The sequence below is a fragment of the Streptomyces sp. CC208A genome (assembly GCF_030010625.1).
Classification (GTDB): Bacteria; Actinomycetota; Actinomycetes; order Streptomycetales; family Streptomycetaceae; genus Streptomyces.
In genome coordinates this window covers 395504-420375 of sequence record NZ_JASCXN010000002.1, presented here as the reverse complement: position 1 = coordinate 420375, position 24872 = coordinate 395504, and the positions used below count along the sequence as shown (strand labels likewise).

The following is a 24872-nucleotide window of genomic DNA, read 5'->3' as shown; positions in this document are numbered from 1 at the left end:
TCGGATCGATGAGCGACGCGGTGGAAAGGCGACGGCCCCGGACGGCCCAGCAGTTCGTCCTGGAGGAGCTGCGGGGTGCCATCACCAGCGGTGAGCTCCGCCCGGGCGCGCCCATCCGGCAGGACGCCCTCGCCGCTCGCCTCGAAGTGAGCCGCGTCCCGCTGCGGGAGGCACTCAAGGCCCTGGAGGCCGAGGGCCTGGTCGTCCACCACATACACCGCGGCTACTTCGTCGCCGAGCTGTCCCTCGCCGACCTGGAGGAGATCTACCGCATCCGCGCCCTCCTGGAGACGGAGGCGGTCCGCCGCTCCATGGACGTCGGCCCGGAGGACCTCACCGCGACCCTGGAGGCCATCCAGCGCGAGGTCGAACGGGCCGCGGGGGCCGGTGACGTGACGGCCATGGCCGAGGCCAACCGCCGCTTCCACTTCACCCTGATCGACGCCTGCGGCATGCCCCGCCTGGTCCGCATGATCACCACCCTGTGGGACGCCACGGACGCCTACCGCTCCCTCTACTACACCGACGCCGCCCACCGCGCCCAGGCCGTCCACGAGCACCGCGCCGTCCTCTCCGCCCTGCGCGAGGGCGACAAGGCCGCCGCCGTCCACTGGCTCGACGACCACCGCGCCCACGCGGTGGCGGCCCTGCGCGCCGTCCTCGCCCCGGGACCGGCCCCGGCCGCGGAACAGGACTGAACCCGGCGGTTACCCTGACGCCCGGACCCGAGGAGGAAGCATGGCGCGGATGCCGTCGGCGGAGCGACGCCGGCAGCTGGTCGAGGCGGCGATCAGGGCGATGACCCGGGACGGCGTGGCCAGGACCACCACGCGGTCCATCTCCGCCGAGGCCGGGGTCTCGCTGAGCGTCTTCCACTACTGCTTCGACTCCAAGCAGGCCCTGCTCGAAGCGGCCATCGAGACCATCATCGGCGACTACGTGGCACGGGTGATGAAGGCGGTCGAGCCGAGGGCGACCCTGCGCGAGACGGTGCTGGCGGCGCTGCGGACGTACTGGGAGGACGTCACCGCCCACCCGGGGCACCACCTGCTCACGTACGACCTCACCCAGTACGCGCTGCGCGAGCCCGGCTTCGAGCATCTGGCGCGCGCCCAGTACGAGCAGTACGTGCGGTCGGCGACGGCGCTCGTGGAGCAGGTGGGGGCGGTGCGCGGGGAGGAGCCGAAGGTTCCGGTGGGGACGCTGGCCCGGCACCTGGCGGCGGCCGTGGACGGGATGACGCTCCAGTACCTGGTCCTGCGGGACGAGGAGGCGGCCGCGGAGCAACTGGAACTGACGGCTGATCAGCTGGTTCGGCTGATCGAGGGCTGAACCTCCGGGGCGGGACGGCACAGGGGCTCCCTCCTCATCAACAGGTCATTTGACCCGGACTCTTGACTCGGTCCTCCCGCACCGCGATCCTCGGGGCGCCCGGTACACCCGCGCCCGGTACACCCCCACCGACCGGAGGCTTCGCGACCATGAGCCCACGCACCACCCGGAGCACCTCCCCCTTCCGCGGGACACGCCGCCTCGGCCTCGTGTCCCTCTTCCTCGCCCTCGCGGCCGTGCTCTTCGGCGCCGCCCCCGTTCCCGCCGCCGGTTCCCCCTGGTGGGAGCCGTCCGCACGACCGGCGCCCGATTCCCAGATCAACGCCACGGGCACGCCGTTCACCGGCACCGACGCCCAGGGGCGCGTGCGCGGCTTCGTCGACGCGCACAACCACGTGATGTCCAACGAGGGCTTCGGCGGCCGGCTGATCTGCGGCAAACCGTTCTCGACGGCAGGCGTGGCCGACGCCCTCAAGGACTGTCCCGAGCACTATCCGGACGGTTCCGGCGCCCTCTTCGAGAACCTGACCGGCGGCGCGAACGGGAAGCACGACCCGGACGGCTGGCCCACCTTCACCGACTGGCCGGCCCACAACTCACTGACCCACCAGCAGAACTACTACGCCTGGCTGGAGCGGGCCTGGCGCGGCGGGCAGCGCGTGCTCGTCAACGACCTGGTCTCCAATGGCCTGTTGTGCTCGCTCATGCCCCGGGACCGGGGCTGCGACGAGATGGAGGCCATCCGCCTGGAGGCCCGCAAGACCTATGAGATGCAGGACTACGTCGACTCGATGTTCGGCGGCCCCGGCAAGGGCTGGTTCCGCATCGTCACCAGCGCCGACCAGGCCCGCTCGGTGATCGAGCAGGGCAAGCTCGCCGTCGTCCTCGGCGTGGAGACCTCGGAGCCGTTCGGCTGCAAGCAGATCCTCGACGTGGCCCAGTGCGACAAGGCCGACATCGACCGCGGCCTGGACGAGCTGTACCGGCTCGGGGTGCGCAGCATGTTCCTGTGCCACAAGTTCGACAACGCGCTGTGCGGCGTCCGCTTCGACAGCGGCACGACGGGGGTGGCGGTGAACATCGGCCAGTTCCTGTCCACCGGCACCTTCTGGGCGACCGAGCGGTGCGCGGGCCCGCAGAAGGACAACCCGATCGGCCTGACCGCGCCCGCCGGCATGGCGGCGAAGCTGCCAGCCGGGGTGAGCGTGCCGGGTTACGACTCCGCCGCCCGCTGCAACACCCGTGGCCTGACCCGGCTCGGCGAGTACGCCCTCCGGGGCATGATCGACCGGGGCATGATGCTGGAGCTCGACCACATGAGCGTGAAGGCGGCCGGCCGGGCGCTGGACATCCTGGAGGCCGAGGAGTATCCGGGCGTGCTGTCCACGCACAGCTGGATGGACCTCGACTGGACGGAACGGCTGTACAAGCTGGGCGGGTTCACCGCCCCGTACATGCACAGCGCCGAGGGCTTCATCGGCGAGGCGGACGGCAAGGCCGAGCTGCGTGAGAAGTACGGGGTCGGCCTCGGGTACGGCACGGACATGAACGGCGTCGGCGGCTGGCCGGGCCCGGTCGGCACGGACGCGCCGAACGCGGTGACGTACCCGTACCGCAGCTTCGACGGCGGCACCGTCCTCGACCGTCAGGTCACCGGCGAGCGGACCTGGGACCTCAACACGGACGGCGCCGCGCACGCGGGCCTGGTGCCGGACTGGATCGAGCAGATCCGGCTCACCCCCGGCGGTCCGGCCGTCATCGACGACCTGGCGCTCGGCGCCGAGTCCTACCTGCGGACCTGGCGGGCGACCGAGCGGCACGAGCCGGGCGTGAACCTGGCGGCCGGCAGGCCCACCTCGGCCAGCTCCACCGAGTGGAACCCCTTCGTCAGCTACGCCTCCGGGCGCGCCTTCGACGGCGACACCGGCACCCGCTGGGCCAGCGGCTGGTCGGACGACCAGTGGCTCCGGGTGGACCTGGGCGAGGTGCGGCGGGTCGGCCGGGTGACCCTGGACTGGGAGCGGGCCTACGCCCGCCAGTACCGGATCGAGGTCTCCGAGGACGGCGAGGCGTGGCGTACGGTCTGGTCGACGGAGGCCGGGGACGGCGGCTACGACACGGCCGTGTTCTCCTCCACGCCCGCCCGGTACGTACGGATCCACGGGGAGCGGCGGGCCACACAGTGGGGCTACTCGCTCTACGAGGTGACGGTCACCCGTTCCTGACCCGTCCCTGGGAAACCTGACCCGTCCCTGGGAAACCTGACCCGGTCCTGAGAAGAGGGGCCGGCCGGACCGACGGTGATCCGGCCGGCCCCTCCTCCTGTACGGCGTGACGTCAGTTCCCCGTGGGGGACGCCCAGTCGGCGGGTACGCGGGCGAGCCTGACCCGCTGGGGGTGGTCGCCGACGGCCACCGAGGCGACGCGCTCGCCGGTGGCGAAGTCGATGGCGCTGACCCGGTCGGCGCCGCTCTCCGAGACGACGCAGGCCCGTCCGTCGCCGCTCACCGTGGCCCAGTAGGGCTTGTCCGCCGGGACGAGCGGGCCCTGCCGCAGGGTCTCGCGGTCGACGACGGTGGCGTAGTCGTCCATGGTGCCGGCGACGCAGAGCTTGCGGCCGTCCGGGCTGATCGACAGGCCGTGGTGGCGCGAGTCGTTGACCCAGGTGGTGCGGTCGGGGTTGGTGGCGGGGTTGCCCGGCAGGGTCTTCAGCCGGGTGATCCGGTCGCTCTCCACGTCGTACTCCAGGAAGCCGTTGAGGAAGGAGACCTGGAAGTAGAGCTTCTTCTCGTCGGGGGTGAGGACGAGGGGGCGGACGGCGTCGGAGAGGTCGTCGCGGCCGAAGGCGTCGAGGCGCGAGCGCATGTCGATGACGCGGACCGTCTCGAAGGTGGTGGCGTCCACGACGGTGATCCTCCGGTCGCCCTTGGTCCAGTCGAGCCAGGGCGCGTCGAGGGCGGTGGTGACCTCGCCGATCGACATGTTCCACAGGCGCCCGTCGGAGGTGAAGACGTTCTCGTGGGGCTTGTCGCCGGTCTTGAAGGAGCCGACCTGGCGGCCGGTGGAGACGTCGAGGACGTGGACGGTGTTCGCGGTGGACGCGGAGACGGCGACGCGGGTGCCGTCGGGCGAGACGGCCATGTGGTCGGAGCGGTAACCGGCCACCGGGAAGCGCCAATTGATCCGTCCGGTGCGGAGGTCGAGGGAGACGACGTCGGCGAAGCTGGGACGCGAGACGACCATGGCGGTGCCGTCGGGGGTGGCGTACATGTCGTCGACGAACTGGTCGTGGCCCTCGCCCGGGCCGCTGCGGACGCCGAGGAAGAAGGCGAGCTTGACGGGGTTGAGGTAGATCTCGCGGAGGCGCTCCTCCTTGTCCGGGATCACGTTCACCCGGCCGATGCGGTGGAAGTCGCCGCGGGCGGCGATGACATCGGCGGTGCCGTCCCAGTTGTTGCCGACGAACATGACCTCGCGCAGGGGCGTGTCGGTGGCCCCCGACAAGGCGGACGGGGCGGGCGGGGGCGCGGCGGCGGCCGGCGCGAGGAGCGCGAGGGAGGCCGTGAGGGAGGCGGCGAGGGCGACCGCGAGACGGCGGGTCCGGGTCGTACGAACCGAGGGCATGGGAAGCCTTCTTCCGTGTGGGGACAGCGACTTACCGGAGGTAACTCGGAGGTAACCACGGACCCGCCACGCCCACAAGACGCCTTCCGCGTCAGCCTGCGCCGACCCCGCTCGCATCCCCTTCGCAGCGGATGCGGGATCATGGAATCATCACCCGCAGAAGGGACGGAACGGACGATGAGGAACCGCAGTGTCGCGGACCTGATGACCCCGACGGCGGTCTCGGTCCAGCGCGGGACACCGTTCAAGGAGATCGCGCGGCTCCTCGACGAGTACGGCATCACGGCGGTGCCGGTGGTCGACGAGGAGAACCGGCCGGTGGGCGTGGTCTCCGAGGCGGACCTGCTGCGCCGGCACACCGCCAAGGACGGCCCCAGCAGCGCCGAGGCGATGATGTCCAGCCCGGTGCACACCGCCCGCCCCTCCTGGACGGCCGTCGAGGCCGCCCGGCTGATGGAGCGGCACCGGATCAAGCGGCTGCCGGTGGTGGACGCGGACGGCCGGCTCATCGGCGTCCTCAGCCGCAGCGACCTGATCCAGCTCTTCCTGCGCCGCGACCGCGCCATCCAGGAGGAGATCCGCGAGGACGTCGTCATGCGCATCCTCGGGCTCTCCCCCGCGGCGGTCCACATCGACGTCGACGAGGGGCGCGTCACCCTCAGCGGCACCGTGCACCGCAAGGACCTCGCCCCGCTCCTGGTGCGCCTGTGCGAGGCCGTGGACGGGGTGGTCGAGGTCGTCGACCACCTGACCGTGGAGCCGCCTCAGGAGTGAGCGGCGGCACGGGGTGGCGGGCTCCTCAGGAGACCGCCTCCGGCCAGCCGTATCCGGGACCGGTGCGCCCGGGTACCGTCCCGGCGCCCACCGCCTCCATCTCGCGGTTCGCCTCCCGCATCAGCTTGCCCGCCAGGTCCTTCATGGCCCGGCTCGCGGCGAGCTCGTCGCCGATCACCGGCACGTCCGTGTCCGACGGGTTGCAGCGGGCCGTACCGTGCCCGGTGAAGGTCGTCGTCCCCGTGTCGAGCCGTGCCTCGGCCTCGGTCCGGCCGGCCTCCTCGTTCAGCTCCAGGCCGACCCTCCACTCCAGGTGCCGCGTCATGGTCTGCCTCCTCACATGCCGTCCGGCGCCGCCGGTGCCGTACGGCCCCGGGGCGCTGCTCCCCCGTCCCTTCCAGGATCCGCCCGCGGGGCCCCGGCCGCACGGGGACGGGGCGGCGGACGGTACCTGGAGGCGTGTGTTCCGCCCCGGCGGCACGGGAACCACCCCCGCACCGACACTTCACGGCGAGGGGGAACCGCTATGGGCGGCCGGTTCGGCGCGCGCAGACGGCTGGAGGTGCTCCAGATGGCCGTGGCCGGTCTGGGGGTCCCCGGGAGCCTGGGCATCGGCGTGGTCCTGACCGCGTACGGCCTGCACGTCGGCGTCGGCCTCGCGGCGACGGCGCTCGTCCTCATGGCCACGGCCGCCGCGCTCGCGAAGCTGGACGCCTTCCTGTCCCGCCACCCCGCCCCGCCCTCGCGGAGGAGCCGCCCACGCCACCCGGACGGCGGCGGGCACGGGGGCGGGTCCTCCTGAGCGGGCCCGGCGTCACGCGGCCGCGCGCGCCTTCGCCCGCGCCTACTTGCGGCCGACGCCCCCGTACATCGCGACGTCCGGCGCCGGGGTCTCCGGCCGCCACGCCGAGCAGGACACCACGCCGGGCTCCAGCAGCTCCAGGCCGTCGAAGTAGCGGGCGATCGCCTCGGGGGTGCGCTGGGTGAGCTTCGGGGTGCCGTGCTCGTTCCAGAAGGCCACCGCCGCGTCGACGTCCGGCATGTCGGGGTGGGTGACGGTGTGGGACAGGACGAGGTGGCTGCCGGGCGCGAGGGCGTCCATGAGCCGGCGGACGATCGCGTACGACTCCTCGTCGTCCTCGACGAAGATGACGACCCCGAGCAGCATCAGCGCGACCGGCTTCGACAGGTCGAGCGTCTTCGAGGCGTCGGCCAGGATCGTGTCGACGTCCCGCAGGTCCGCGTCCAGGTAGTCCGTCCGCCCCTCGGGCGTCCCGACGAGCAGCGCGCGGGCGTGGGCGAGCACGAGCGGGTCGTTGTCCACGTACACCACCCGCGCGTCGGGGGCGACGCGCTGGGCGACCTCGTGCGTGTTGTCGGCGCTCGGCAGTCCCGTGCCGATGTCCAGGAACTGCCGGATGCCCTCCTGCTCGGCCAGGTACCGGACCGCCCGCCCCAGGAACAGCCGGTCCGCCTTCGCGTACTCCCCGATGCCGGGGTGCAGCTCCCGGATCCGGTCCCCCGCCTCCCGGTCGACCGGATAGTTGTCCTTGCCGCCGGTCCAGTAGTTCCAGATCCGGGCGGTGTGCGGCCGGGACGTGTCGATGCGCGATTCGTTGTCGGTCACCCCTTCAACGTAGCGCAGTCCTCCCGACAACTCCCTTGCCCCCGTGCCGGATCCGCGTGTTCCCCCCGGCTCGTTCCCCCGCGCGTGTCACTCCGGATCGTTCCGGATGCCGTGCCCGCCGTGTCCCGTCCTACCGTGGCGGCGGAGTCCGCCAGAGCGAGCAGTCCTGAGCCGGGGGAACAGTGTTGCCGACGACCACCACCGGTCGACCGACCGCCGTCGCGCTCGGGCACCTGGAGCGCCGGGTTCTCGCCGCGGTCGGCTGCGGTCTGCGGGACGACGAGATCGCCGCCGCCCTCGCCCTGCCCGAGGAGAGGGTGGCCGAGCACCTCGCGCGGGTTCTCGTGAAGCTCGGTCTGCGGGACCGGGCCGCCGCCATCGTCCACGCCTTCGACTCGGGTCTGGTCTCTCCGGGGCACGGCCCCCGTGCGCGGCCGGCGTCGGGGGCCCACGCCGGCCGGGGGCGCGCGCCGGAGATACGGATCTCCGTGCTCGGGCCGCTGCGGGCGTGGAAGGACGGGCGGCCGCTGGGTCTGGGGCCGCCGCGCCAGCAGGCCGTCCTGGCCGCGCTCGCACTGGACGCGGGGCGGACCCTGAGCCGACGGGAACTGCTCGACGGCATCTGGGGAATGGAGCCCCCGGCCGCCAACGTGGTGCCGGTGTACGTCTACCGCCTGCGCGGGAACCTGCGGACCGGCGACGGACCGGACACGGTCATCGAGCACGACCGGCGACGCGGCTATCGCCTGGTGCCGGGCGCGGTCGACGTGGACCTCGCGCGCCTGGAGGAGCTGACGGCCGAGATCGGGGCGGCGGACCGGGAGGGCGATCCGGCCGAGGCGGTACGCCTCTGCTCCCGGGCGCTCGAACTGTTCAGGGGCGAGCCCCTGGACGGCCTGCCGGGGCCGCTCGCCGAGCTGGAGCGGGTGCGGCTCGGCGAGCGCAGGACCGCCCTCGTACAGCGGAAGGCGGAGGGGCAGCTGCGGCTCGGCCGGTGCGCGGACGCCGTGGCCGAGCTGTCCGCCCTGGCCGCGGAGCGTCCGTGGAACGAGCCGGTGGCGGCGCTGCTGATGCGCGCGCTGTACCGGACCGGCCGGCAGGCCGAGGCGCTGGCGGTGTTCGACCGCACCCGCCGGCGCCTCGCCGACGATCTGGGGGTCGCTCCGAGCATGCTGCTGCGGCGGGCCCGCCGGATGATCCTGTGCGGGGACGAGGCCGGTCCTGACGCGCCGGCGGGGGCGGACGTGTCGGTGCCGTTCGCCTGACGACGCGGGGGTCGGACGGGGTCGCGCCGGGGTGCCGGTCTCCCCCGGCGATTCCATCCGTATTTCATCGCTCCCTCCTAGGGTCGGCCGCCGACGACCTGGGAGGTCCGCATGACCACGTCACGATCCTGGTGGGGCAGATTCCTCCTGCCCCTGATAGCCGGCACGCTCCTGCTGGCCGCGGCCGCGCCCCCCGCCGCGGCAGGCGCCACGGCCGCCGTGTCCTCCGAGCGCGGCGGCCCGATCACCCGGAGCGAGGTGATCTGGCGCGCCCAGTACTGGGTCGACCAGCGGCCGCCGTACAGCCAGGGAGCCTATGTGCCGGGGCCCGGGGGCGACTTCGCCTACCGCACCGACTGCTCCGGGTTCGTCGCCATGGCCTGGCATCTCGACGCGAACCCGAACACGCGGACCCTGCCGAACTTCTCCCACGCGATCGCGCGCGACGAGCTGCGGGCCGGAGACATCCTCAACTCGTTCTACAACCACGTGATCGTCTTCCATGAGTGGGTGGACGACCGTGGCGGCTTCTCCTACTACAGCTTCGGCGGCGGTTCCAGCGGAGTCGAGCCGCCCGGGCACTTCATCGGGAACATCAACAGCGCCTCGATCGACGGCCACCCGAACGGCGACTACCAGGCGCGCCGGTACGACAACATCGTCGAGGAGCCCGAGACGCGAAGGCCGCACCCCACCCCCTCCGGCCGGGTGGTCTCCGCGCGGTCCGCGGACGGGCGTCTGGAGGCCTTCGCGGCCGGCGCCGACGGCGTCTACCACTCCTGGCAGACGGAGGTGAACGGCGGCTGGTCACCCTGGCGGTTCAAGGGGGGTCCGCGCAACGCGCAGCTGGCGCTGACGCCCAACGCCGACGGCCGGCTTGAGCTGTTGGCGCTCTCGGACAGCACCTTCGACCACATGTGGCAGACCGCGCCCGGCGCGGGCTGGTCCGGCTGGGCGAACTTCGGCACCGGCGGGTACCGGCTGGCCGCGGGCAGCAACGCCGACGGCCGCATCGAGGTGTTCGCGTCCAACGCCGGCGGTGTGTTCCACCGCTGGCAGACCGCGCCCGGCGGCGGCTGGTCGTCATGGGAGGGCGTCGAAGGCGGCCCGGCCCTCTCCCGGCTCGCCATGGAGACCGCGCCCGACGGGCGCCTCGAGGTCTTCGCCCTGTCGGACTCGACCTTCGGCCACCTGTACCAGACCGCCGTCAACGGCGGCTGGTCCGGCTGGGAGCACTTCGGCGGCGGCGGGCACGACGTCGCCGTCAGCCACAACCAGGACGGCAGGCTGGAGGTGTTCGCCTCCAACGCCGACGGCGTCTTCCACAAGTGGCAGACCGGTCCGGCCTCGTGGTCGCAGTGGACGGGCACCGGGGGAATCCCCGACGCCGAGCTGACCACCGCGCGGACGGCCGACGGCCGCGTCGAGGTGTTCGCGATCAACGCCGCCACGGCGAGCCACTCCTGGCAGACGGGGCCGAACGCCCCGTACTCGGCCTGGGAGACCTTCGGCGGCGGAGGCACCGAGATCGGCGCCGCCGCCAACGCCGACGGCCGGATCGAAGTCTTCGGCACGAGCCGCGCCGGCGTCTACCACCGGTGGCAGACGGGCTTCTCCGACTGGTCGGAGTGGGCCTGGCTGAACGGTCCCGGCCCGGCGATGCCCTGACCGGTCCGTCGGCGGACCGCTTCGGAGGGTGAACGCCGCCGTCCCGCAGGCCGCCGGTACGGTCTGCGGGACGGCGAAGCCGTGCGGTCAGGAGGCGAAGGCCCGCTCCAGCCGGGGGATCAGGTCCAGCAGGGACTGCGCCCAGCAGCCGGCGTTGTGGCCGCCGTCGCACTCGGTGCCCCAGCCGGAACCGTCACCGTAGTTGACGTAGTAGTAGGGCATGCCCAGGGCGTCCATGCGGGCCTTGACGTTCTTGGAGGCGCCCGAGACCCAGAACTCCATGTTCAGGGGCGAGCCGCCGCCGTCCCCCGTGTAGAGGGAGATCCCCATGCCCTTGAGCCGGTCCATGTGCTGCGACGGGTCGACCTGGTTCCACCGCCAGTCGACGTTGAACACCGGGTAGGGCGAGCCGAACAGGGCGTCGCTGTCCACGCCGGGTTTGTACGCCGAGTTGTCCGGGTCGCAGTAGCCGGACGAGGAGGCGCACATCGCGCCCAGCGCGTCGGTGACGGAGGCGACGACGGCCATGCGCAGGTCCATGGAGTTGGCCGACAGGTCGATGTCGCCGGACAGGGACGCGGTCTGGGCGAAGAGGTCGGGGCGGGCCTGGGCGTAGTGGAAGGCGCCGAAGCCGCCCATGGAGATGCCGGCGATCGCCCGGGACTTCTTGGTCGCGAGGGTCCGCAGGTTCGCGTCGATGAACGGGATCACCTGGTCGAGGTGGAAGGTCTCCCAGTTCTGGGCGCCGAGGACGGTGTTCTGGTTGAGCCAGTTGGCGTACCAGCTGCGCGCGCCGCCGTCGGGGATGACGGTGATCATCCGGTCCGACATGGACAGCGCCGGGTAGGTCTGGTTGACGGGGTCGTCGGGTGAGCCGTGCAGGAAGTACAGGACCGGATAGCGCCGGTCCGGGTCGTCGTAGTACCCGCGCGGAAGGATGATCCTGATGTGCTGCTCGCCCGACACCTGGGGTGTGGTGACCGTGAGGTAGAAGTCGTGGGCGTTCCCCACGGCCGGGCCGGTCCGGGTCAGGCCGAAGCCGTCCGGCAGGTGCGGCGGGGTGGTGCCGCCGCCGGCCCGGGCCGAGCCGGCCGGTGCGATGACGGCCACGGCGGCGATCGTCCACGCCACCACCGTTCTCCACCAGAGCGATGTCCTCGTCACAGTGCTGTTCCCTTCACGAGTGGGGTCGTTCGTGCACGGCCGGCCCGCCGGCCGGTCTCAGTCCAGGACCACGACCCGCAGGTCCGGGGCGGCCGCGATCTGTTCCTCGGTGAACCGCTCGGTCACCCATCCGCCGGCCGCGAACAACTTCGTCTGGTCGGCGTGGTGCGGCGAGTTCGGGTCCGCCGACTGGGAGTAGGCCAGGACGGAGTACGTCTCCGGCGGGCCCTCGGCGGTGAACCGCACCTGCTGGATGAAGCTGGACCCGAAGACGATGTCGAACTCGCCGTCGACCTGGCCGGGTTCGATCACGTTCAGCACTCCCAGGGCGCCGAACGAGCCGTGGATCGGGATCCGTTCACCGCCGCGGGTGATCCTCTGCACGTCCGACAGTGCCGCGTTCAGCGGAATGCCGGCCTTGCGCAGCGCGAGGACGGCCCGCGCGAGGGAGTCGCGGACGGCGGAGCTGCCGCCGTCCAGCGAGTTGGGCGTGTGCACCGGGTCCTCGGGGTCGAAGGGGACCCGCCACGGCAGCTTGTCGATCCGCCGTGAACCCTGCAGGTGGTGCCAGTAGTTCGCGAACAGCCAGGACCCGCGGCTGTCCGCCGTGAAGTCGTGGCTCTTCCAGCCGGCCAGGACCGGACACGCCTCCCTGATGTCGACGAGGTTGCCGTCGACCAGGACGAGCCCGAAGGCGACGCCCTGGCACGCCGCCACCGTCGTGTTGAGCGTGAGGTCGGCCGCCCTGCTGTTGTCCGCGAAGAGCAGCTTCCCCATGGTCTCCGGTGTGAAGCCCCTGCCGGGCAGGCCGTCGGTGCCGTCGATCCGCTTCCGCGCGGTCAGGATCAGTTCCTGGGTGCGCAGCGATCGGGGCGTCGCCCTGTCCCCCATCACCCGGGGGAAGGACAGCGGCTGCGCCGGGTTGGCCAGCCAGGGGCTGTCGTTGGCGTTGCCCACGAAGTCGGAGCGGATCAGCCGTGGTTGTTTCGCCGGGTCGAGGAGGCCCGGCGCGGCCGCGTTCGGGTCGTCGGGCCAGTCGCAGGTGCTGCGCTTGCCGTCGAGGATGGAGACCGGCGGCACGTTCGACAGCGCCAGGGTCTGGTGGAACAGCAGTTTGCCGGTCTCGGTGAGGCAGGACTGCGCGTGGGCGTCGGTGATGTTCGGGACCGCCTGGATGTCCGCGTACAGGGCGTTCCCCTTGCGGTCCGCGGCAACCGTGTTGAAGAAGGGGACGCCCTGGGTGGTCTCCAGGACGTTCACCACGTCGTGGACGTCCTTGGCCTTGTCGAGGCCGAACCAGGTGTTCAGCGCGCGCAGGTTGTCCATGTTCACGTCGCGTACGGCGTGGGCGCTGACCACCCAGGGCAGCGGGTAGCCGAGGATCGACGTGGTGACCGGACCGTAGCGGGTGGCCCACAGCGTCCGGGTGACCTTGCCGATCGTGCCGTTCGCGTTGCGGACGTCGACGGAGACCTGCTGCGAGGTCATCCGCTCCCAGGCGCCGTCGACCAGGTACATGGTCGGGTTCAACGGGTCCACCTGCACGTCGAACAGGCCGAACGGCGCCACGGTGGCGACGGTGTGGCTCCAGGCGACGTCGTCGTTGTGCCCGATGTTCACGGCGGGAAGGCCGAGCAGACTGGCTCCGGAGACGTTGATCTTCCCCGGGATCGTCAGGTGGCTCTGCCACATCCGGTTCTTGCCGTGCCACGGGAAGTGCGGGTTGGCGAGGAGCATGCCGGTGCCGCCGGAGACGCCCTGCGAGCCGACCGCCAGCGCGTTGCTGCCCATGCTCTGCCGGCGGCTCGCCGCGAGCGCTTCGCCGATCTTCTTCGCGGTCTCCTTCGCCGTCTTCTTCGCGGTCCTCGCGCGCTCCTCGGACGACGGCGTGGAAGCCTCCGCGGCGGCCGGCGCCCCCGGGGGCGCGGCGGTGACCTGGCCGTCGAGCAGCACGTCGGCGCTGCCCATGATGATCTCGGCGTGCGCGTGCCGGTAGACGTCCAGCTCCGTGATCGGCCGTACCCAGGCCGCTCCGCGGCAGGCAGGATCGGAGAGGCCGTCCACGCCCGTCTCCGCCAGGTACCTGTTGTATCCCCGGACGTAGCCGCGGATGGCCTCCTTGACCTCCGGTTCCGGCCCGTCGGGCGCGGGCCGGGCCAGCAGCCGTTCCACCACGCCGTCGTCCTTGATCCGCTGGAAGTACAGATCGCTGTTGAGGTTGGTGGTGGTGTGCTGGTTCTGCCCGGGGCTCGCCCTGCCGTCGGGTCCCAGGTGGCGGGACCTCTCTGCGTTGACCATCAGATAGGTGTCGGCCAGGGTGCAGATGTTGTCCTTGGCCGCCGCGTATCCGTACCCCGTCCCCAGCCCCTCCCAGTCGGAGGCAATGATGTGCGGGATCCCGTACTCGGTGTAGCGGATCGTCGGCCGCTCCGGTCCCGTGCCGGCAGCGCCTGCCGGTGTCCCGCCCAGCGCCGTGGTGCTCACCACCGCCACCGCGGCGGCGACCGCCACCGGAAGTCTCGCTCGTGATCTTCTTCGCGCCATCGATACGCCTCTCCCTGGGGTTCGGGCCTTCGTCCGGACGCGGCCACGCTAGGCAGGAGCGATGAAATCCCGATGATGCGATCCGGTGATGCGGACGAAGGGTGTCAGGGGGCGGCGGTGGTGCGGGGGCACGTCGGCAGGGCCGGGCGGTCCCTCGTACGGACGGCGGGGAGCCAGGCGTCGGGTGGTACGGAGCCGCGGGGGAGACGGACGCGGAACCAGCCCGTGGACCGCAGGTCCTCCTCGTCGACGATGGGCTGCCCGTCGGTGACCCGGCAGTCGGCGGTGAGCAGGTCGTCGTGCCAGACCCGGGTCCGTACGACGTTCTCCGCCGTGTACGGCCGGTGGGGGTCGACCGCCAGGCCGAGGCTGCACCGCGGGTCCCGGTCGGTCCGCTCCTGGCAGCCCCGCTCCGCGTTGAAGACCCGGAGGACGGTGCCGGCCGGCGCGGCGGGACCGTGCCCCGTCGCGTCGGAGCACAGGGCCGCGCCGACTCCGCAGAGCGCGGCGGCGAGGACGGCGGCGCGGATCCGGCGTGTCCGCGCGCCGGGGCCGCCGGAACCGCCGCGCCGGGCGGCGATGCGGGCGAGCAGGCTTTCGGCCGTGTGCGGGGCGCGGGCCGCGTGGGTGGGGGAAAGGCAGTCGGCGGTGAGCTCGCGCCAGAACGGCGGTACGGCGGGGTCCAGGCGGAGCGGGGCGCGGCCCGCCCCGTACTCCTGGACGGCGGCGCCGCGGGCGACGGGGGTGGCGCCGGGGAACGGCGGGACGCCGGAGGCGAAGATCTCGTGGATGACGATGCCGAGGGCCCAGATGTCGGCGCTCGTGCGGATCTGGACGCCGAGCTCCCCCAGGGGAGCCCGCCAGCGTTCAGGGGGCAGGTAGTCGAGAGTGCCCAGAGGGGGCGCGTAGCCGTGGGTGCCGGTCAGTTCGGTGGCGAGACCGAAGTCGGAGAGCTTCACGGAGCCGTCCTCGCCCAGCAGGACGTTCTCCGGTTTGAGGTCGGCGTGGACCCAGCCCGAGCGGTGGAGGTGGGCGAGTCCTTCGCAGATGCCCTCGACGATGCGGCCGCGGTCGGCTTCGGGAACGCCCGCGTCGAGGAGCTCCCGCAGGCTGCCCGCGGCCCGTTCCATGACCAGTACGATCGCGCCGTCCGCCGAGGGGCGGTCCGGTGCGGAGAGCGCGAAGGAGTCCAGGAGACCGATCAGCCGGGGATGTCCGGCTCTGCGGCCGAGTTCGACCTCGCGGTGCGCGGACTCCACGATCCTGCGCGTCTGGAGGGGCGCGAGCCCCGCCGTCGGCATGATCTTGAGGGCGACCTCGGCGGAATCCGACGCCCGTCCCGTGGAGGCGGTACGGGGGCGTCCCGGGGCCCGGCGGGTGGTACCGGCCGGGCGCGCCGCGTAGACCGTGGACCAGCCACCGGTCCCGATCGGCTCGATGACCTCCCACTCCCCCACCCGGTGGCCGGCCGGGAGGAGTTCGGGACGGTCGTCGAGCCCCGTGGTGCCACCCCGTGCGTACGGAGGTGTCATCGGGCGGCGTTCCCTCCGCGTCCGCCCGTCCCGGTCGCGGGCGGCAGAAGGGCGAGGTGTTCCTCCTGTACGAGCCCGAAGCGGAGCGCGAGCCCGACGATCTCCTCCCGCTTGCCGTTGCGGCGGTCGCCCTTGCCCGGCTCGCGGCCGTCGATGCGCAGCTTCTCCTCGGCGAGGTAGTCGATGTGCGAGCTGACGGCCCGCGCGGTGAGCGCGGCGCAGCCGGCGTGTCCCCTGAGCCTGTCGACGATCTGGGGCGTGGTGGGGACGGCGACGCGGGACTGGTCGCGCAGCCGCGGTTCGCAGAGCGCGACGAGGACGAGGAAGTACGTGGCGGTCTCGTCCAGGGAGTACGCGGTGACCGTACGACTCCCCCAGGGGCCGCCCATGACCCCGGGGTCGAGGTACAGGTGGTCGGGCGCGAACACCTGGAAGGCGACGGGGAGTTCACCGCGGGTGGGCAGCACGACCCGCGCGAACTCGAAGGGGACCGGCGCCCCGACCCGGCGCGGCGGGACCCTGAGGTACTCGCCCGCTCCCTCGGGGTTCTCCACGAGGTAGCTGTGGGTGCCGCTGTGGTTCGTCAGCTGCCAGTGGTCGTCGGTCACGCGTATCTCGCCGGCGAGCCGGGAGATCGCCGCGTCGGAGAGACGGAGTTCGACCGGGGTGTCCGGGGAGCCGCGGCCGAAGCGGGCGACCTCCCCCGGACCGAGCCGTAACGTCACCGCGTCGGCGCACCGTTCGTCGCCGTCGGTGCCCCTGCCGCCCCGCGGCAGATGGACGACCACGCCGCTCATCGCTCCCCCCTTCCGCATGTCCCGATGGTCGGACGCGCGGAACGATACCCACCCCTTGACGGGGTGGACCGGCATGCTTCGGCCACTCGGCGGAGGTCGTGGACCCGGGCTTTCCATGACGGGGTCGCGGATACGACAAGGCCGTGGCGGGCGCGCTCCGGTGGCAGGCGGACCTGGGGGGCGCCCGCTGTGACGCAGGACACCTCCACCCTCCGCCAAAGGCGGTCTTTTAGAACGGATTTCCAGTTTTCTGGTCGGCGGAGGAAGCGGTTCCCGGAATCCGTCCGGACGCGACGAACGTCGGCGGAACGGCCGGATCAAGCCACGACAGGGGAAGCGGGGAAGGGCTCTGAACGACCCCGCCTTGGGCCGCAAAGTGGGAAAGGTCACTGCCCAAGGCGGCCGACCGGGCGGACTCAGCCGCTTTTCCGGCCCGCCCGGGGCCCCTTCCCGCCCGCCGGGTGGCGCGATCCGGACGTCGGCCCCGAAGGCTCCCGGGGTCCCGGGCCCCGTCTGGAACGAGCTGCCGGCGGTGGGCGGGCCGGGCACCACCGGGCACCACCGGGCGCCGAGGAGAAGGTGCGAGGCGGCCGGCCGTGCCGCGAGGGCTCGGCCGGCCGGTGGCGGGTCAGTCGAGGCCGGGGCCCGGGGTGTCGTTGACCCAGCCCCATGCGGACCAGGTGGAGAAGCCGGTCTGCCAGCGGTGGAAGGTGCCGGTGGGGTTGGCGCCGAAGACCTCGATCCGGCCGTCGGCGTTGGCGGCGGCGCCGATCTCGGTGCCTCCGCCGCCGAAGGTCTCCCAGGCGCTGTAGGGCGCGTCGACCGCCGTCTGCCAGGCGTGCGCGGCGGTGCTGCCGTTGATCGCGAAGACCTCGACGCGTCCGTCCGGGGAGCGCTCGCTGGTGAGCTGCGAGTCCGCCGGCCCGCCGGTGGGTTCCCACTCCGACCAACTCGTCGGGCTGGTCTGGTACTTGTGGAAGACACCGACCGGACCGGAGGCGAAGACCTCAAGGCGCCCGTCGGCGTTGTGGTCCACGGTCAGGTCGCGGCCGCCGCCTCCGAAGGTGGCCCACGACGACCAGCCGCCGCTCGGCGCGGTCTGGTACTGGTGCTGGAAGACGTCCCCGTTGAGGGCGAAGACCTCAAGGCGCCCGTCCCGGGACTTCCCCATCTCCACCCGGCTGTCCGCAGGACCGCCGCCGGTGGGTTCCCAGTCCGACCACCCGCCGTTCGGCGCCGTCTGGTACTTGTGGAACAGCCCCACCGGCCCGGAGGCGAACACCTCGATCCGGCCGTCGGCGTTCACCCCGGCGGCCGCGTCCTCGCCGCCACCGCCGAAGGCCTCCCAGCCCGACCAGCCCCCGGACGGGGACAGTTGGTAACGGTGCTGGAAGGTGTTCCCGTTGATCGCGAACAGCTCCAGGCGGCCGTCCGCGTTCGGCGCGACGGCCAGCTCCGCGCCGGCCGGGCCGCCGATCGGCTCCCAGGCCGACCAGGCGCCGTTCGCCTCGACCTGCCAGGCGTGGTGCACGCCGTCGGCACCGGCGGCGAACACCTCGAGCCGGCCGTCCGCCGACCGGGCGGAGACGACGCGGCCCGACTCGGCCGGATGCACCAGCGGAGCGGGCCCGGGCTCGTCCGGGCGCCCGAGACGGTCCACGGCGGCCCGCGCCTCGTCCATGTGCCGCCGGTGCAGACCCTGGTTGTAGGTGGACCAGGGCTGCCAGTTCGTCCCACCGGAGGAGATCGCGAACGCCGCGTTCGCGTTGCACTGCGCGTCGTACGCGCAGGCGTCGTCGACCTCGGCGTGCCAGTAGTCGTTGATCTGCCACAGACCGCGGTCGGTGGAGGCGGGCGAGTTGTTCTGCGTGTTGGAGGCGGACGGGTCGCAGCCGGACTCGGCGAGGGCGACGGCCACAGCGGTCACCAGCGCGTCGCCCCGGAAGCCGGCCTGGTGACCGACCTGGGCGCACAGGTCGCTCGCCGCCGCGTGCGCGGGCGACGCGCCGGCGAGCGCGGCGCCGGTGACGAGCAGCGACGTGAGGACCCAGTTCAGCGCGCGGCGGGAAAGTCCGAGTGACACGAGCCGCTCCTCCCCTTCGAACGTCTCGGACGGATGGGACGGGTGGGGCAGGTGTGCGGCACCGGTACCGGCGCCGCACACCGGTGCTCACGCCTTGCGGAGCCGGCCGATGATGCCGTCGATGTCGCGCTGCATCATGTCGTGGCGGATGAAGTGGCCGCCCGACGGTTCGTGCCACTCGTGCGGGATCCCCGCGTTCCCCAGGAGGGAGCGGAACTCCCGCTGCCCGGCGAGGACATGGGTCTCGTTGGCGGTGTCGAACCAGTTGACCGGGTCCGGGCTGGTGCCGGCGACCAGGAAGACGCGCTTGTGGCGGTAGCTCTCGATCCGCTGCACCGGGTTGTCGGCGCTCACCCGCGCCTCGTCCCAGAACGGCGCGCCGTAGACCGTACCGCCGCCCAGTTCGAGCGCCGCGGAGGTGGCGTTGGCCCAGTGGACCACCATGCCGTTGTCGCGGCGGAGGCTGGCCGGGCCCGAGTGGGCGCTGACGGACGCGAAGTGGCCGTAGTACTTGGCCGCGTACTTCAGTGCGCCGAAGCCGCCCATGGAGAAGCCGGATACGGCACGGCCGTCGTACTCGGCGTAGGTCCGGAAGTTCGCGTCGATCCACGGGATCAGCTGCGCGATGTGGAAGTGCTCCCAGTTGCGCGGGCCGACGTGGGAGCTGACCGGGTTGGAGTACCAGCCCGTCCGCCCGCCGTCGGGCATGACGACGATGATCGGCTTGCCCGCGGTCCAGGCGCGGACGCCCTCGCGGTCGAAGGTGATGAAGTCCTGCTCGCCGCCGTGGAGGAGGTACAGCACCGGATACCGGCGCCCGCTCCAGTGGTAGTCGTCGGGAAGGAGCACGTTCACGGCGGGGTTCCAGCCGATCGCGCCGGTGGAGAACCGGTAGTACCACATGCGGTGGTCGGTCTCCCCGCGCTCCACGATCCGCAGTCCGAAACCGTCACCGACGGCGGCCGCCGGCCCGGCCGCGGCGACGACCCCCGCGCCGCCCAGGGCCAACGCGGCCGACAGGCCGCCTGCGGTCTTGAGAATGTTCCTGCGGGAGGGTTGCTGCGCACTCAACGTGGCCTCCTGGTCGGGACCGTGTGGTCGGACGGCCTGGAAAGTAGCAACGGGACGGCAGAGCAGGGACCCCGGAAGATTACGGACTGACACCCGAGGGCACGTGGGCTAGGAGGCACCGGCGGGGAACGGCACCCGGCCGATGACGCACCGGTGCGCGGTCGCACCCTCGCGCCGATAATTGCGCCATGATGCACCTTCGCGAAGATCGCCCGCCGCCGACCCGGTCTGACGTGCCGTCGGAAGAGTCGGCGACAGGTCGGCCCAGGAGGTACCAGTGAAAATGCTGATCAACGTACCGGAGACCGTCGTCGCCGATGCCCTGCGGGGGATCGCCGCCGCTCATCCCGAGCTGACCGTGGACGCCGAGCGGCGGGTGGTGGTGCGGCGGGACGCGCCGGTGGCGGGGAAGGTGGCGCTGGTGTCGGGGGGTGGGTCGGGGCACGAGCCGCTGCATGCCGGGTTCGTGGGGCCGGGGATGCTGGACGCCGCCTGTCCCGGGGAGGTGTTCACGAGTCCGGTGCCCGACCAGATGGTGCGGGCCGCCGCGGCGGTGGACAGCGGGGCGGGGGTGCTGTTCGTGGTGAAGAACTACACCGGGGACGTGCTGAACTTCGAGATGGCGGCGGAGCTCGCCGAGGACGAGGGCATTCAGGTGGCCAAGGTCCTCGTCGACGACGACGTGGCGGTGACGGACAGTCTGTACACGGCGGGGCGGCGCGGGACCGGCGCCACCCTCTTCGTGGAGAAGCTGGCCGGGGCGGCCGCCGAGGAGGGGGCGCCGCTGGAGCGGGTGGAGGCGCTGGCCCGGCGGGTGGTCGGGCGGTCGCGGTCGTTCGGGGTCGCCCTGAGCGCCTGCACCACGCCCGCGAAGGGCAGTCCGACCTTCGATCTGCCGCCCGGGGAGCTGGAGTTGGGCGTCGGCATCCACGGTGAACCGGGACGGGAACGGCGCGGGATGATGACCGCGCGGGAGATCGCGGAGGTCGCCGTCGACGCCGTCCTCGACGACCTGCGGCCCTCGGACCCGGTCCTCCTCCTGGTGAACGGGATGGGCGGGACGCCGCTCCTGGAGCTGTACGGGTTCAACGCGGAGGTGCGGCGGATGCTCGACGCGCGCGGGGTGCCGGTGGCGCGGACGCTGGTCGGGAACTACGTGACCTCGCTGGACATGGCGGGCTGTTCGGTGACGGTGTGCGCGGCGGACGAGGAGCTGCTGCGGCTGTGGGACGCGCCGGTGTCGACGGCCGCGCTGCGCTGGGGCCGGTGAGCCGGCGATGACGGGGACGGCGGAGACGTACGACGGCGCCTTCGCGGTGCGGTGGATGGAGGCGGCGGCGCGGGCGGTGGACCGCGAGGCCGGCCGGCTGACCGAACTCGACGCGGCGATCGGCGACGCGGACCACGGCGCCAATCTGCGGCGCGGTTTCGCCGCCGTGGCCGACACTCTGGCGAAGGAGCCGCCCGCGACGCCCGGCGCCGTCCTGGCGACCGCCGGACGGCAGCTCGTCTCGACGGTGGGCGGCGCCTCGGGACCGCTGTACGGGACGCTGCTGCGGCGGGCGGGCAAGGCGCTGGGCGAGGCCGGTGAGGTCACGCGGGCGGAGCTCGCGGAGGCGCTGGCGACCGGGGTCGTCGCGGTCGGGCGGCTCGGCGGGGCGGTGGCGGGCGACAAGACGATGCTGGACGCGTTGACGCCCGCGGCGGCGGCGCTGCACGAGTCCTTCGCGGCGGCGCGCGCGGCGGCGGAGGAGGGCGCGGCGGCGACCGTCCCGCTGCGGGCCCGCAAGGGCAGGGCCAGTTATCTCGGCGAACGGTCGGTCGGGCACCAGGATCCGGGGGCGACGTCCTCGGCCCTGCTCTTCGCGGCGCTGGAGGAGGTGGCCGCCGGATGAGCGGCGAGCGGGTCGGGATCGTGCTGGTCTCGCACAGCGCGGCCGTCGCGGCGGCCGTGGCGGAGCTGGCCCGCGGCCTCGCCGGCGGCGGGGACCTGGCGCCGGTCGCGGCGGCGGGCGGCACCCCGGACGGCGGCCTCGGTACGAGCGCCGAGCTGATCACCGCGGCGGCGAGGTCCGTGGACGCGGGGGCCGGGGTGGCGCTCCTGGTGGACCTGGGCAGCGCGGTCCTCACGGTGAAGGCCCTGCTCGCGGAGGGCGACGAGCTGCCGGAGGGCGCGCGCCTGGTGGACGCGCCGTTCGTGGAGGGTGCGGTGGCGGCCCTGGTGACGGCGAGCGCGGGGGCCGGTCTCGACGCGGTGGCGGCCGCGGCCTCGGAGGCGTACGCCTACCGCAAGGAGTGACCGTCCGGGGTGGCAGGGGGGTGCCGGAGCGCACGTGAGCGACCCCGCATTGTGATGAAGCAGGTCAACCCACTACTGTCACAGGGCCTTGGTGTTCGGGAAACCGGTGCAGTACCGGTGCGGCCCTCGCCACTGTGATCGGGAGGTCCGGCTCCGTCCCTCAGGGGAAGCCACTGCTCCGCCGCGGGAGACCGTCGTGGGGTGGGAAGGCGGAGTCGGACGTCATGACCGTCAGCCAGGAGACCGGCCAGGGCGCGTTGTCCATCCACGAGGTGCTGGAGAGGGTCTCCCGATCATGCATATAGCCGAGGGGTATCTGCCCCCCGTCCATGCGGCCGCCTGGGGCGTCGCATCGGCTCCGTTCATCGTCCACGGCGTCCGCGCGCTCACCCGCGAGGTGCGTACCAACCCCGAGTCCACGCTGCTGCTCGGCGCCTCCGGCGCCTTCACCTTCGTCCTGTCCGCGCTCAAGCTGCCGTCGGTGACCGGGAGTTGCTCCCATCCGACGGGAACGGGGCTCGGTGCCATCCTGTTCCGGCCGCCGATCATGGCGGTGCTCGGCACGATCACCCTGCTGTTCCAGGCGCTGCTGCTCGCCCACGGCGGGCTGACGACCCTGGGCGCGAACGCCTTCTCGATGGCGATCGTCGGCCCCTGGGCGGGATACGGGACGTACGTCCTGCTGAAGCGGTCCGGGGCGCCGCTGATGGTGAGCGTCTTCTTCGGCGCGTTCGTCGCCGACCTCTCCACGTACTGCGTGACCAGCGTCCAGCTGGCCCTCGCCTTCCCCGACCCGGGCAGCGGTGTGCTGGGGTCGCTCGCCAAGTTCGGCGGCATCTTCGCGGTGACGCAGCTCCCGCTCGCCGTCAGCGAGGGGCTGCTGACCGTCCTGGTGATGCGGCTGCTCACGCAGTCCAGCAAGGGGGACCTGCTGCGGCTCGGCGTGCTCGCCCGGCCGGAGAAGAAGCGGCACGAGGAGGCGGCGGCGTGATGAGCCGGAACGCGAGGATCAACATTCTGCTGCTGGCGCTCGTGGCGGCGCTGGCGGTGCTGCCGCTGGCGCTCGGCCTCGGCGACCACAAGGAGGAGCCGTTCGCCGGCGCCGACGGCGAGGCGGAGACGGCGATCACGGAGATCGAGCCGGACTACGAGCCGTGGTTCTCCCCGCTGTACGAGCCGCCGTCCGGCGAGATCGAGTCGGCGCTGTTCTCGCTCCAGGCGGCGCTGGGCGCCGGTGTCCTCGCCTACTACTTCGGGCTGCGGCGCGGCCGGCGGCAGGGCGAGGAGCGGGCCGCGGCCCGGTCGAAGGCCGGCCCGTCCGTGCCGGACGCGGAGGCGTAGCCGCCGATGCTGCCGATCGACGTGGCGGCGCACGGCAGTCGCTGGCGCCGCCGCCATCCGGCGGAGAAGGCCCTCCTCGGGTTCGGTCTGACGCTCTGCGCGGTGTGTCTGCCGCCGTGGCCGGGGGCCGTCCTGGTCGCGGCGGCCACGCTCTCGGTGCTGCTCGGCCCGGCCGGTGTGCCGGGCCGGCAGCTGTGGCGGGCCTTCCGGATCCCGCTCGGTTTCTGTGTGACGGGCGCGGTGCCGCTGCTGTTCGCGGTGGGAGGTCCCGACGGGCCCGTGGCCTGGGCGCCGGACGGTCCGGTCCACGCCGGGGAGCTGCTGCTGCGGACGGCGTCGGCCTCCCTGGGGGTGCTGCTGTTCGCCTTCACCACGCCGGTGTCGGACGTGCTGCCGCGCCTGGCGCGGGCCGGGGTGCCGGCACCGGTGGTGGACGTGGCCCTGGTGATGTACCGGATCGTGTTCCTGCTCCTCGACGCGCAGGCCAAGGTGCGCCAGGCGCAGGCGGCGCGGCTCGGGGCGACCACCCGGGCGGCCGTGTGGCGTTCGCTGGCCGGGCTCGGGGCGACCTCGTTCGTGCGGGCCTTCGACCGGGCGCAGCGGCTCCAGACCGGTCTGGCCGGCCGCGGGTACGACGGGACGCTGCGGGTCCTGCTGCCCGAGGCCTCGGTCTCCCGCCCGTTCCTCGCGGCGACGGGCGGCCTCCTCGCGGGGCTCGTCGCCCTCACCCTCGTACTGGAAAGGTTCCTTCCATGACGACCCCCACCCCGGCCGTGGAACCGGTCGTGGAACTGGTGCGCGCGGGTTTCGCGTACGAGGACGGGCCGCCCGTCCTGACCGAGGTCGGCTTCGCCGTGCGGGAGGGCCGGGCGGTCGCGCTGCTCGGCCGGAACGGCGGCGGGAAGACGACGCTGCTGCGGCTGCTGAGCGGCGGGCTGCGGGTCGGGAGCGGGGCGCTGCTCCTGGACGGTACGGAGGTGACGTACGACCGGAAGGGGCTGACCCGGCTGCGGACCTCGGTGCAGCTGGTGGTGCAGGACCCGGACGACCAGCTCTTCGCCGCCTCGGTGGCGCAGGACGTGTCCTTCGGGCCGATGAACCTGGGGCTCCCGGAGGAGGAGGTACGACTCCGGGTGGCGGAGGCGCTGGAGGCGCTGGACATCACGGCGCTCGCCGACCGGCCGACGCACCTGCTGTCCTACGGGCAGCGGAAGCGGGCGGCGATCGCGGGCGCGGTGGCGATGCGCCCCCGAATCCTGATCATGGACGAGCCGACGGCGGGCCTGGACCCGGACGGCCAGGAGCGGCTCCTGGAGACCCTGGGGCGGCTGCGGGCGGCGGGCACCACGGTGGTCATGGCCACCCATGACGTGGACCTGGCGCTGCGGTGGGCCGACGAGGCCGCCGTGCTCACCCCCTCCGGGCTGCGCACGGGCCCGGTCGCCGAGCTCCTCGCGGACGCGGAGCTGCTCGACGCGGCCCGGCTGCGGCGCCCGTGGGCGGCCTCGGTCGCGCGGCTGCTGCGCGGGCAGGGGCTGCTGCCGGAGGGCGTACCGGATCCCCGGACACCGGAGGAGCTGGACGCGCTGCTGAGCCGGGTGGGGTGAGCGGACGATCACCAAGGTGGGCCCCGGTCACCGGGACCCACCCTCCTACCGAGTAGTAACCATCACACCCCGATTCTTCTGCAACTAGTTGCAGAATCACGGGCGCGTCGCCTACAACAGGGTGCGACGATCCCTGCGCGAGGA

Annotated in this window: 23 protein-coding genes and 1 riboswitch; of the genes, 14 read left to right on the top strand and 9 right to left on the bottom strand. The window is 72.9% G+C overall.

Annotation, left to right across the window (positions count from 1 at the left end):
* Positions 1–8: 8 nt before the first annotated feature.
* The 3 genes from QK442_RS04175 (at position 9) to QK442_RS04165 (ending at position 3557) form a co-directional block, all read left to right on the top strand.
* A complete protein-coding gene (locus QK442_RS04175) occupies positions 9–698 on the top strand; it encodes a GntR family transcriptional regulator (protein WP_282692410.1) in 690 nt (229 codons plus the stop codon).
* Positions 699–738: 40 nt separating this feature from the next.
* Positions 739–1332, top strand: coding sequence for a TetR/AcrR family transcriptional regulator (locus QK442_RS04170; RefSeq protein ID WP_282692409.1), 594 nt, complete (start codon positions 739–741; stop codon positions 1330–1332).
* A gap of 149 nt (positions 1333–1481) precedes the next feature.
* The gene (locus QK442_RS04165; RefSeq protein WP_282692408.1) at positions 1482–3557 is read left to right on the top strand and encodes a discoidin domain-containing protein; all 2076 of its coding nucleotides are present in this window, start codon (positions 1482–1484) and stop codon (positions 3555–3557) included.
* A 112-nt stretch (positions 3558–3669) separates the two neighbouring features.
* On the opposite strand, the gene QK442_RS04160 is transcribed toward QK442_RS04165, so the two are convergent.
* Positions 3670–4956 (bottom strand): YncE family protein, encoded by a 1287-nt coding sequence (locus QK442_RS04160; RefSeq protein WP_282692407.1) that lies wholly within the window; start codon positions 4954–4956, stop codon positions 3670–3672.
* A 177-nt stretch (positions 4957–5133) separates the two neighbouring features.
* Here QK442_RS04160 and QK442_RS04155 point away from each other — a divergent pair, with 177 nt between their 5' ends.
* Positions 5134–5730, top strand: a complete 597-nt coding sequence (locus tag QK442_RS04155) for a CBS domain-containing protein (protein ID WP_282692406.1) — start codon at positions 5134–5136, stop codon at positions 5728–5730.
* 25 nt (positions 5731–5755) lie between these two features.
* Here the strand turns inward: QK442_RS04155 and QK442_RS04150 are convergent, their stop codons facing one another.
* Positions 5756–6055, bottom strand: coding sequence for a dsRBD fold-containing protein (locus QK442_RS04150; RefSeq protein ID WP_282692405.1), 300 nt, complete (start codon positions 6053–6055; stop codon positions 5756–5758).
* A 201-nt stretch (positions 6056–6256) separates the two neighbouring features.
* Between QK442_RS04150 and QK442_RS04145 the strand changes: the two genes are divergently transcribed.
* Complete coding sequence (locus QK442_RS04145) at positions 6257–6532, top strand: hypothetical protein (protein WP_282692404.1); 276 nt, start codon at positions 6257–6259, stop codon at positions 6530–6532.
* A 42-nt stretch (positions 6533–6574) separates the two neighbouring features.
* On the opposite strand, the gene QK442_RS04140 is transcribed toward QK442_RS04145, so the two are convergent.
* Entirely contained in the window at positions 6575–7357 is a 783-nt protein-coding gene (locus tag QK442_RS04140; RefSeq protein ID WP_282692403.1) for an SAM-dependent methyltransferase, read from the bottom strand.
* Positions 7358–7542: 185 nt separating this feature from the next.
* Between QK442_RS04140 and QK442_RS04135 the strand changes: the two genes are divergently transcribed.
* Both QK442_RS04135 and QK442_RS04130 read left to right on the top strand, forming a co-directional pair.
* Positions 7543–8622 (top strand): BTAD domain-containing putative transcriptional regulator, encoded by a 1080-nt coding sequence (locus QK442_RS04135; protein WP_282692402.1) that lies wholly within the window; start codon positions 7543–7545, stop codon positions 8620–8622.
* Positions 8623–8733: 111 nt separating this feature from the next.
* Positions 8734–10290 (top strand): hypothetical protein, encoded by a 1557-nt coding sequence (locus QK442_RS04130; RefSeq protein ID WP_282692401.1) that lies wholly within the window; start codon positions 8734–8736, stop codon positions 10288–10290.
* Between the two features lie 87 nt (positions 10291–10377).
* Here the strand turns inward: QK442_RS04130 and QK442_RS04125 are convergent, their stop codons facing one another.
* The 6 genes from QK442_RS04125 to QK442_RS04100 form a co-directional block, all read right to left on the bottom strand.
* Positions 10378–11454, bottom strand: coding sequence for an alpha/beta hydrolase-fold protein (locus tag QK442_RS04125; protein WP_282692400.1), 1077 nt, complete (start codon positions 11452–11454; stop codon positions 10378–10380).
* 57 nt (positions 11455–11511) lie between these two features.
* Positions 11512–13998, bottom strand: coding sequence for a penicillin acylase family protein (locus QK442_RS04120; protein WP_282692399.1), 2487 nt, complete (start codon positions 13996–13998; stop codon positions 11512–11514).
* Between the two features lie 104 nt (positions 13999–14102).
* Complete coding sequence (locus tag QK442_RS04115) at positions 14103–15530, bottom strand: serine/threonine-protein kinase (protein ID WP_282692398.1); 1428 nt, start codon at positions 15528–15530, stop codon at positions 14103–14105.
* The gene (locus QK442_RS04110) at positions 15527–16327 is read right to left on the bottom strand and encodes a serine/threonine protein kinase (RefSeq protein WP_282692397.1); all 801 of its coding nucleotides are present in this window, start codon (positions 16325–16327) and stop codon (positions 15527–15529) included. Before QK442_RS04110 ends, QK442_RS04115 begins: the two co-directional genes overlap by 4 nt.
* Positions 16328–16955: 628 nt before the next feature.
* Positions 16956–18410 (bottom strand): hypothetical protein, encoded by a 1455-nt coding sequence (locus QK442_RS04105; protein WP_282692396.1) that lies wholly within the window; start codon positions 18408–18410, stop codon positions 16956–16958.
* A gap of 87 nt (positions 18411–18497) precedes the next feature.
* Positions 18498–19481, bottom strand: coding sequence for an esterase family protein (locus tag QK442_RS04100; RefSeq protein ID WP_282692395.1), 984 nt, complete (start codon positions 19479–19481; stop codon positions 18498–18500).
* Positions 19482–19758: 277 nt separating this feature from the next.
* On the opposite strand from QK442_RS04100, the gene dhaK reads away from it, so the two are divergent.
* The 7 genes from dhaK (at position 19759) to QK442_RS04065 (ending at position 24728) form a co-directional block, all read left to right on the top strand.
* The gene (dhaK, locus tag QK442_RS04095; RefSeq protein WP_282692394.1) at positions 19759–20751 is read left to right on the top strand and encodes a dihydroxyacetone kinase subunit DhaK; all 993 of its coding nucleotides are present in this window, start codon (positions 19759–19761) and stop codon (positions 20749–20751) included.
* A gap of 7 nt (positions 20752–20758) precedes the next feature.
* Positions 20759–21376: a dihydroxyacetone kinase subunit DhaL gene (dhaL, locus tag QK442_RS04090; RefSeq protein WP_282692393.1), complete on the top strand. Its 618-nt coding sequence runs from the start codon at positions 20759–20761 to the stop codon at positions 21374–21376.
* Entirely contained in the window at positions 21373–21780 is a 408-nt protein-coding gene (locus QK442_RS04085) for a PTS fructose transporter subunit IIA (RefSeq protein ID WP_282692392.1), read from the top strand. Before dhaL ends, QK442_RS04085 begins: the two co-directional genes overlap by 4 nt.
* Before the next feature lie 44 nt (positions 21781–21824).
* A riboswitch (cobalamin riboswitch) is annotated at positions 21825–22047 on the top strand.
* A gap of 28 nt (positions 22048–22075) precedes the next feature.
* Positions 22076–22771: an energy-coupling factor ABC transporter permease gene (locus QK442_RS04080; protein ID WP_282692391.1), complete on the top strand. Its 696-nt coding sequence runs from the start codon at positions 22076–22078 to the stop codon at positions 22769–22771.
* A complete protein-coding gene (locus QK442_RS04075; protein ID WP_282692390.1) occupies positions 22771–23121 on the top strand; it encodes an energy-coupling factor ABC transporter substrate-binding protein in 351 nt (116 codons plus the stop codon). Before QK442_RS04080 ends, QK442_RS04075 begins: the two co-directional genes overlap by 1 nt.
* Positions 23122–23127: 6 nt before the next feature.
* Positions 23128–23877 carry a cobalt ECF transporter T component CbiQ gene (cbiQ, locus tag QK442_RS04070; protein ID WP_282692389.1) on the top strand — a complete coding sequence of 250 codons (750 nt, stop codon included), beginning with the start codon at positions 23128–23130 and terminating at the stop codon, positions 23875–23877.
* The gene (locus QK442_RS04065; protein WP_282692388.1) at positions 23874–24728 is read left to right on the top strand and encodes an ATP-binding cassette domain-containing protein; all 855 of its coding nucleotides are present in this window, start codon (positions 23874–23876) and stop codon (positions 24726–24728) included. Before cbiQ ends, QK442_RS04065 begins: the two co-directional genes overlap by 4 nt.
* Positions 24729–24872: the final 144 nt, after the last annotated feature.

Coding starts and splice junctions, on each gene's coding strand:
- QK442_RS04160 (WP_282692407.1), bottom strand. CDS start 4,956: ATGCCCTCGGTTCGTACGACCCGGACCCGCCGTCTCGCGGTCGCCCTC.
- QK442_RS04085 (WP_282692392.1), top strand. CDS start 21,373: ATGAGCGGCGAGCGGGTCGGGATCGTGCTGGTCTCGCACAGCGCGGCC.
- dhaL (WP_282692393.1), top strand. CDS start 20,759: ATGACGGGGACGGCGGAGACGTACGACGGCGCCTTCGCGGTGCGGTGG.
- QK442_RS04075 (WP_282692390.1), top strand. CDS start 22,771: ATGAGCCGGAACGCGAGGATCAACATTCTGCTGCTGGCGCTCGTGGCG.
- QK442_RS04120 (WP_282692399.1), bottom strand. CDS start 13,998: ATGGCGCGAAGAAGATCACGAGCGAGACTTCCGGTGGCGGTCGCCGCC.
- QK442_RS04110 (WP_282692397.1), bottom strand. CDS start 16,327: ATGAGCGGCGTGGTCGTCCATCTGCCGCGGGGCGGCAGGGGCACCGAC.
- QK442_RS04165 (WP_282692408.1), top strand. CDS start 1,482: ATGAGCCCACGCACCACCCGGAGCACCTCCCCCTTCCGCGGGACACGC.
- QK442_RS04170 (WP_282692409.1), top strand. CDS start 739: ATGGCGCGGATGCCGTCGGCGGAGCGACGCCGGCAGCTGGTCGAGGCG.
- QK442_RS04065 (WP_282692388.1), top strand. CDS start 23,874: ATGACGACCCCCACCCCGGCCGTGGAACCGGTCGTGGAACTGGTGCGC.
- QK442_RS04155 (WP_282692406.1), top strand. CDS start 5,134: ATGAGGAACCGCAGTGTCGCGGACCTGATGACCCCGACGGCGGTCTCG.
- QK442_RS04080 (WP_282692391.1), top strand. CDS start 22,076: ATGCATATAGCCGAGGGGTATCTGCCCCCCGTCCATGCGGCCGCCTGG.
- QK442_RS04130 (WP_282692401.1), top strand. CDS start 8,734: ATGACCACGTCACGATCCTGGTGGGGCAGATTCCTCCTGCCCCTGATA.
- cbiQ (WP_282692389.1), top strand. CDS start 23,128: ATGCTGCCGATCGACGTGGCGGCGCACGGCAGTCGCTGGCGCCGCCGC.
- QK442_RS04145 (WP_282692404.1), top strand. CDS start 6,257: ATGGGCGGCCGGTTCGGCGCGCGCAGACGGCTGGAGGTGCTCCAGATG.
- QK442_RS04175 (WP_282692410.1), top strand. CDS start 9: ATGAGCGACGCGGTGGAAAGGCGACGGCCCCGGACGGCCCAGCAGTTC.
- QK442_RS04115 (WP_282692398.1), bottom strand. CDS start 15,530: ATGACACCTCCGTACGCACGGGGTGGCACCACGGGGCTCGACGACCGT.
- QK442_RS04150 (WP_282692405.1), bottom strand. CDS start 6,055: ATGACGCGGCACCTGGAGTGGAGGGTCGGCCTGGAGCTGAACGAGGAG.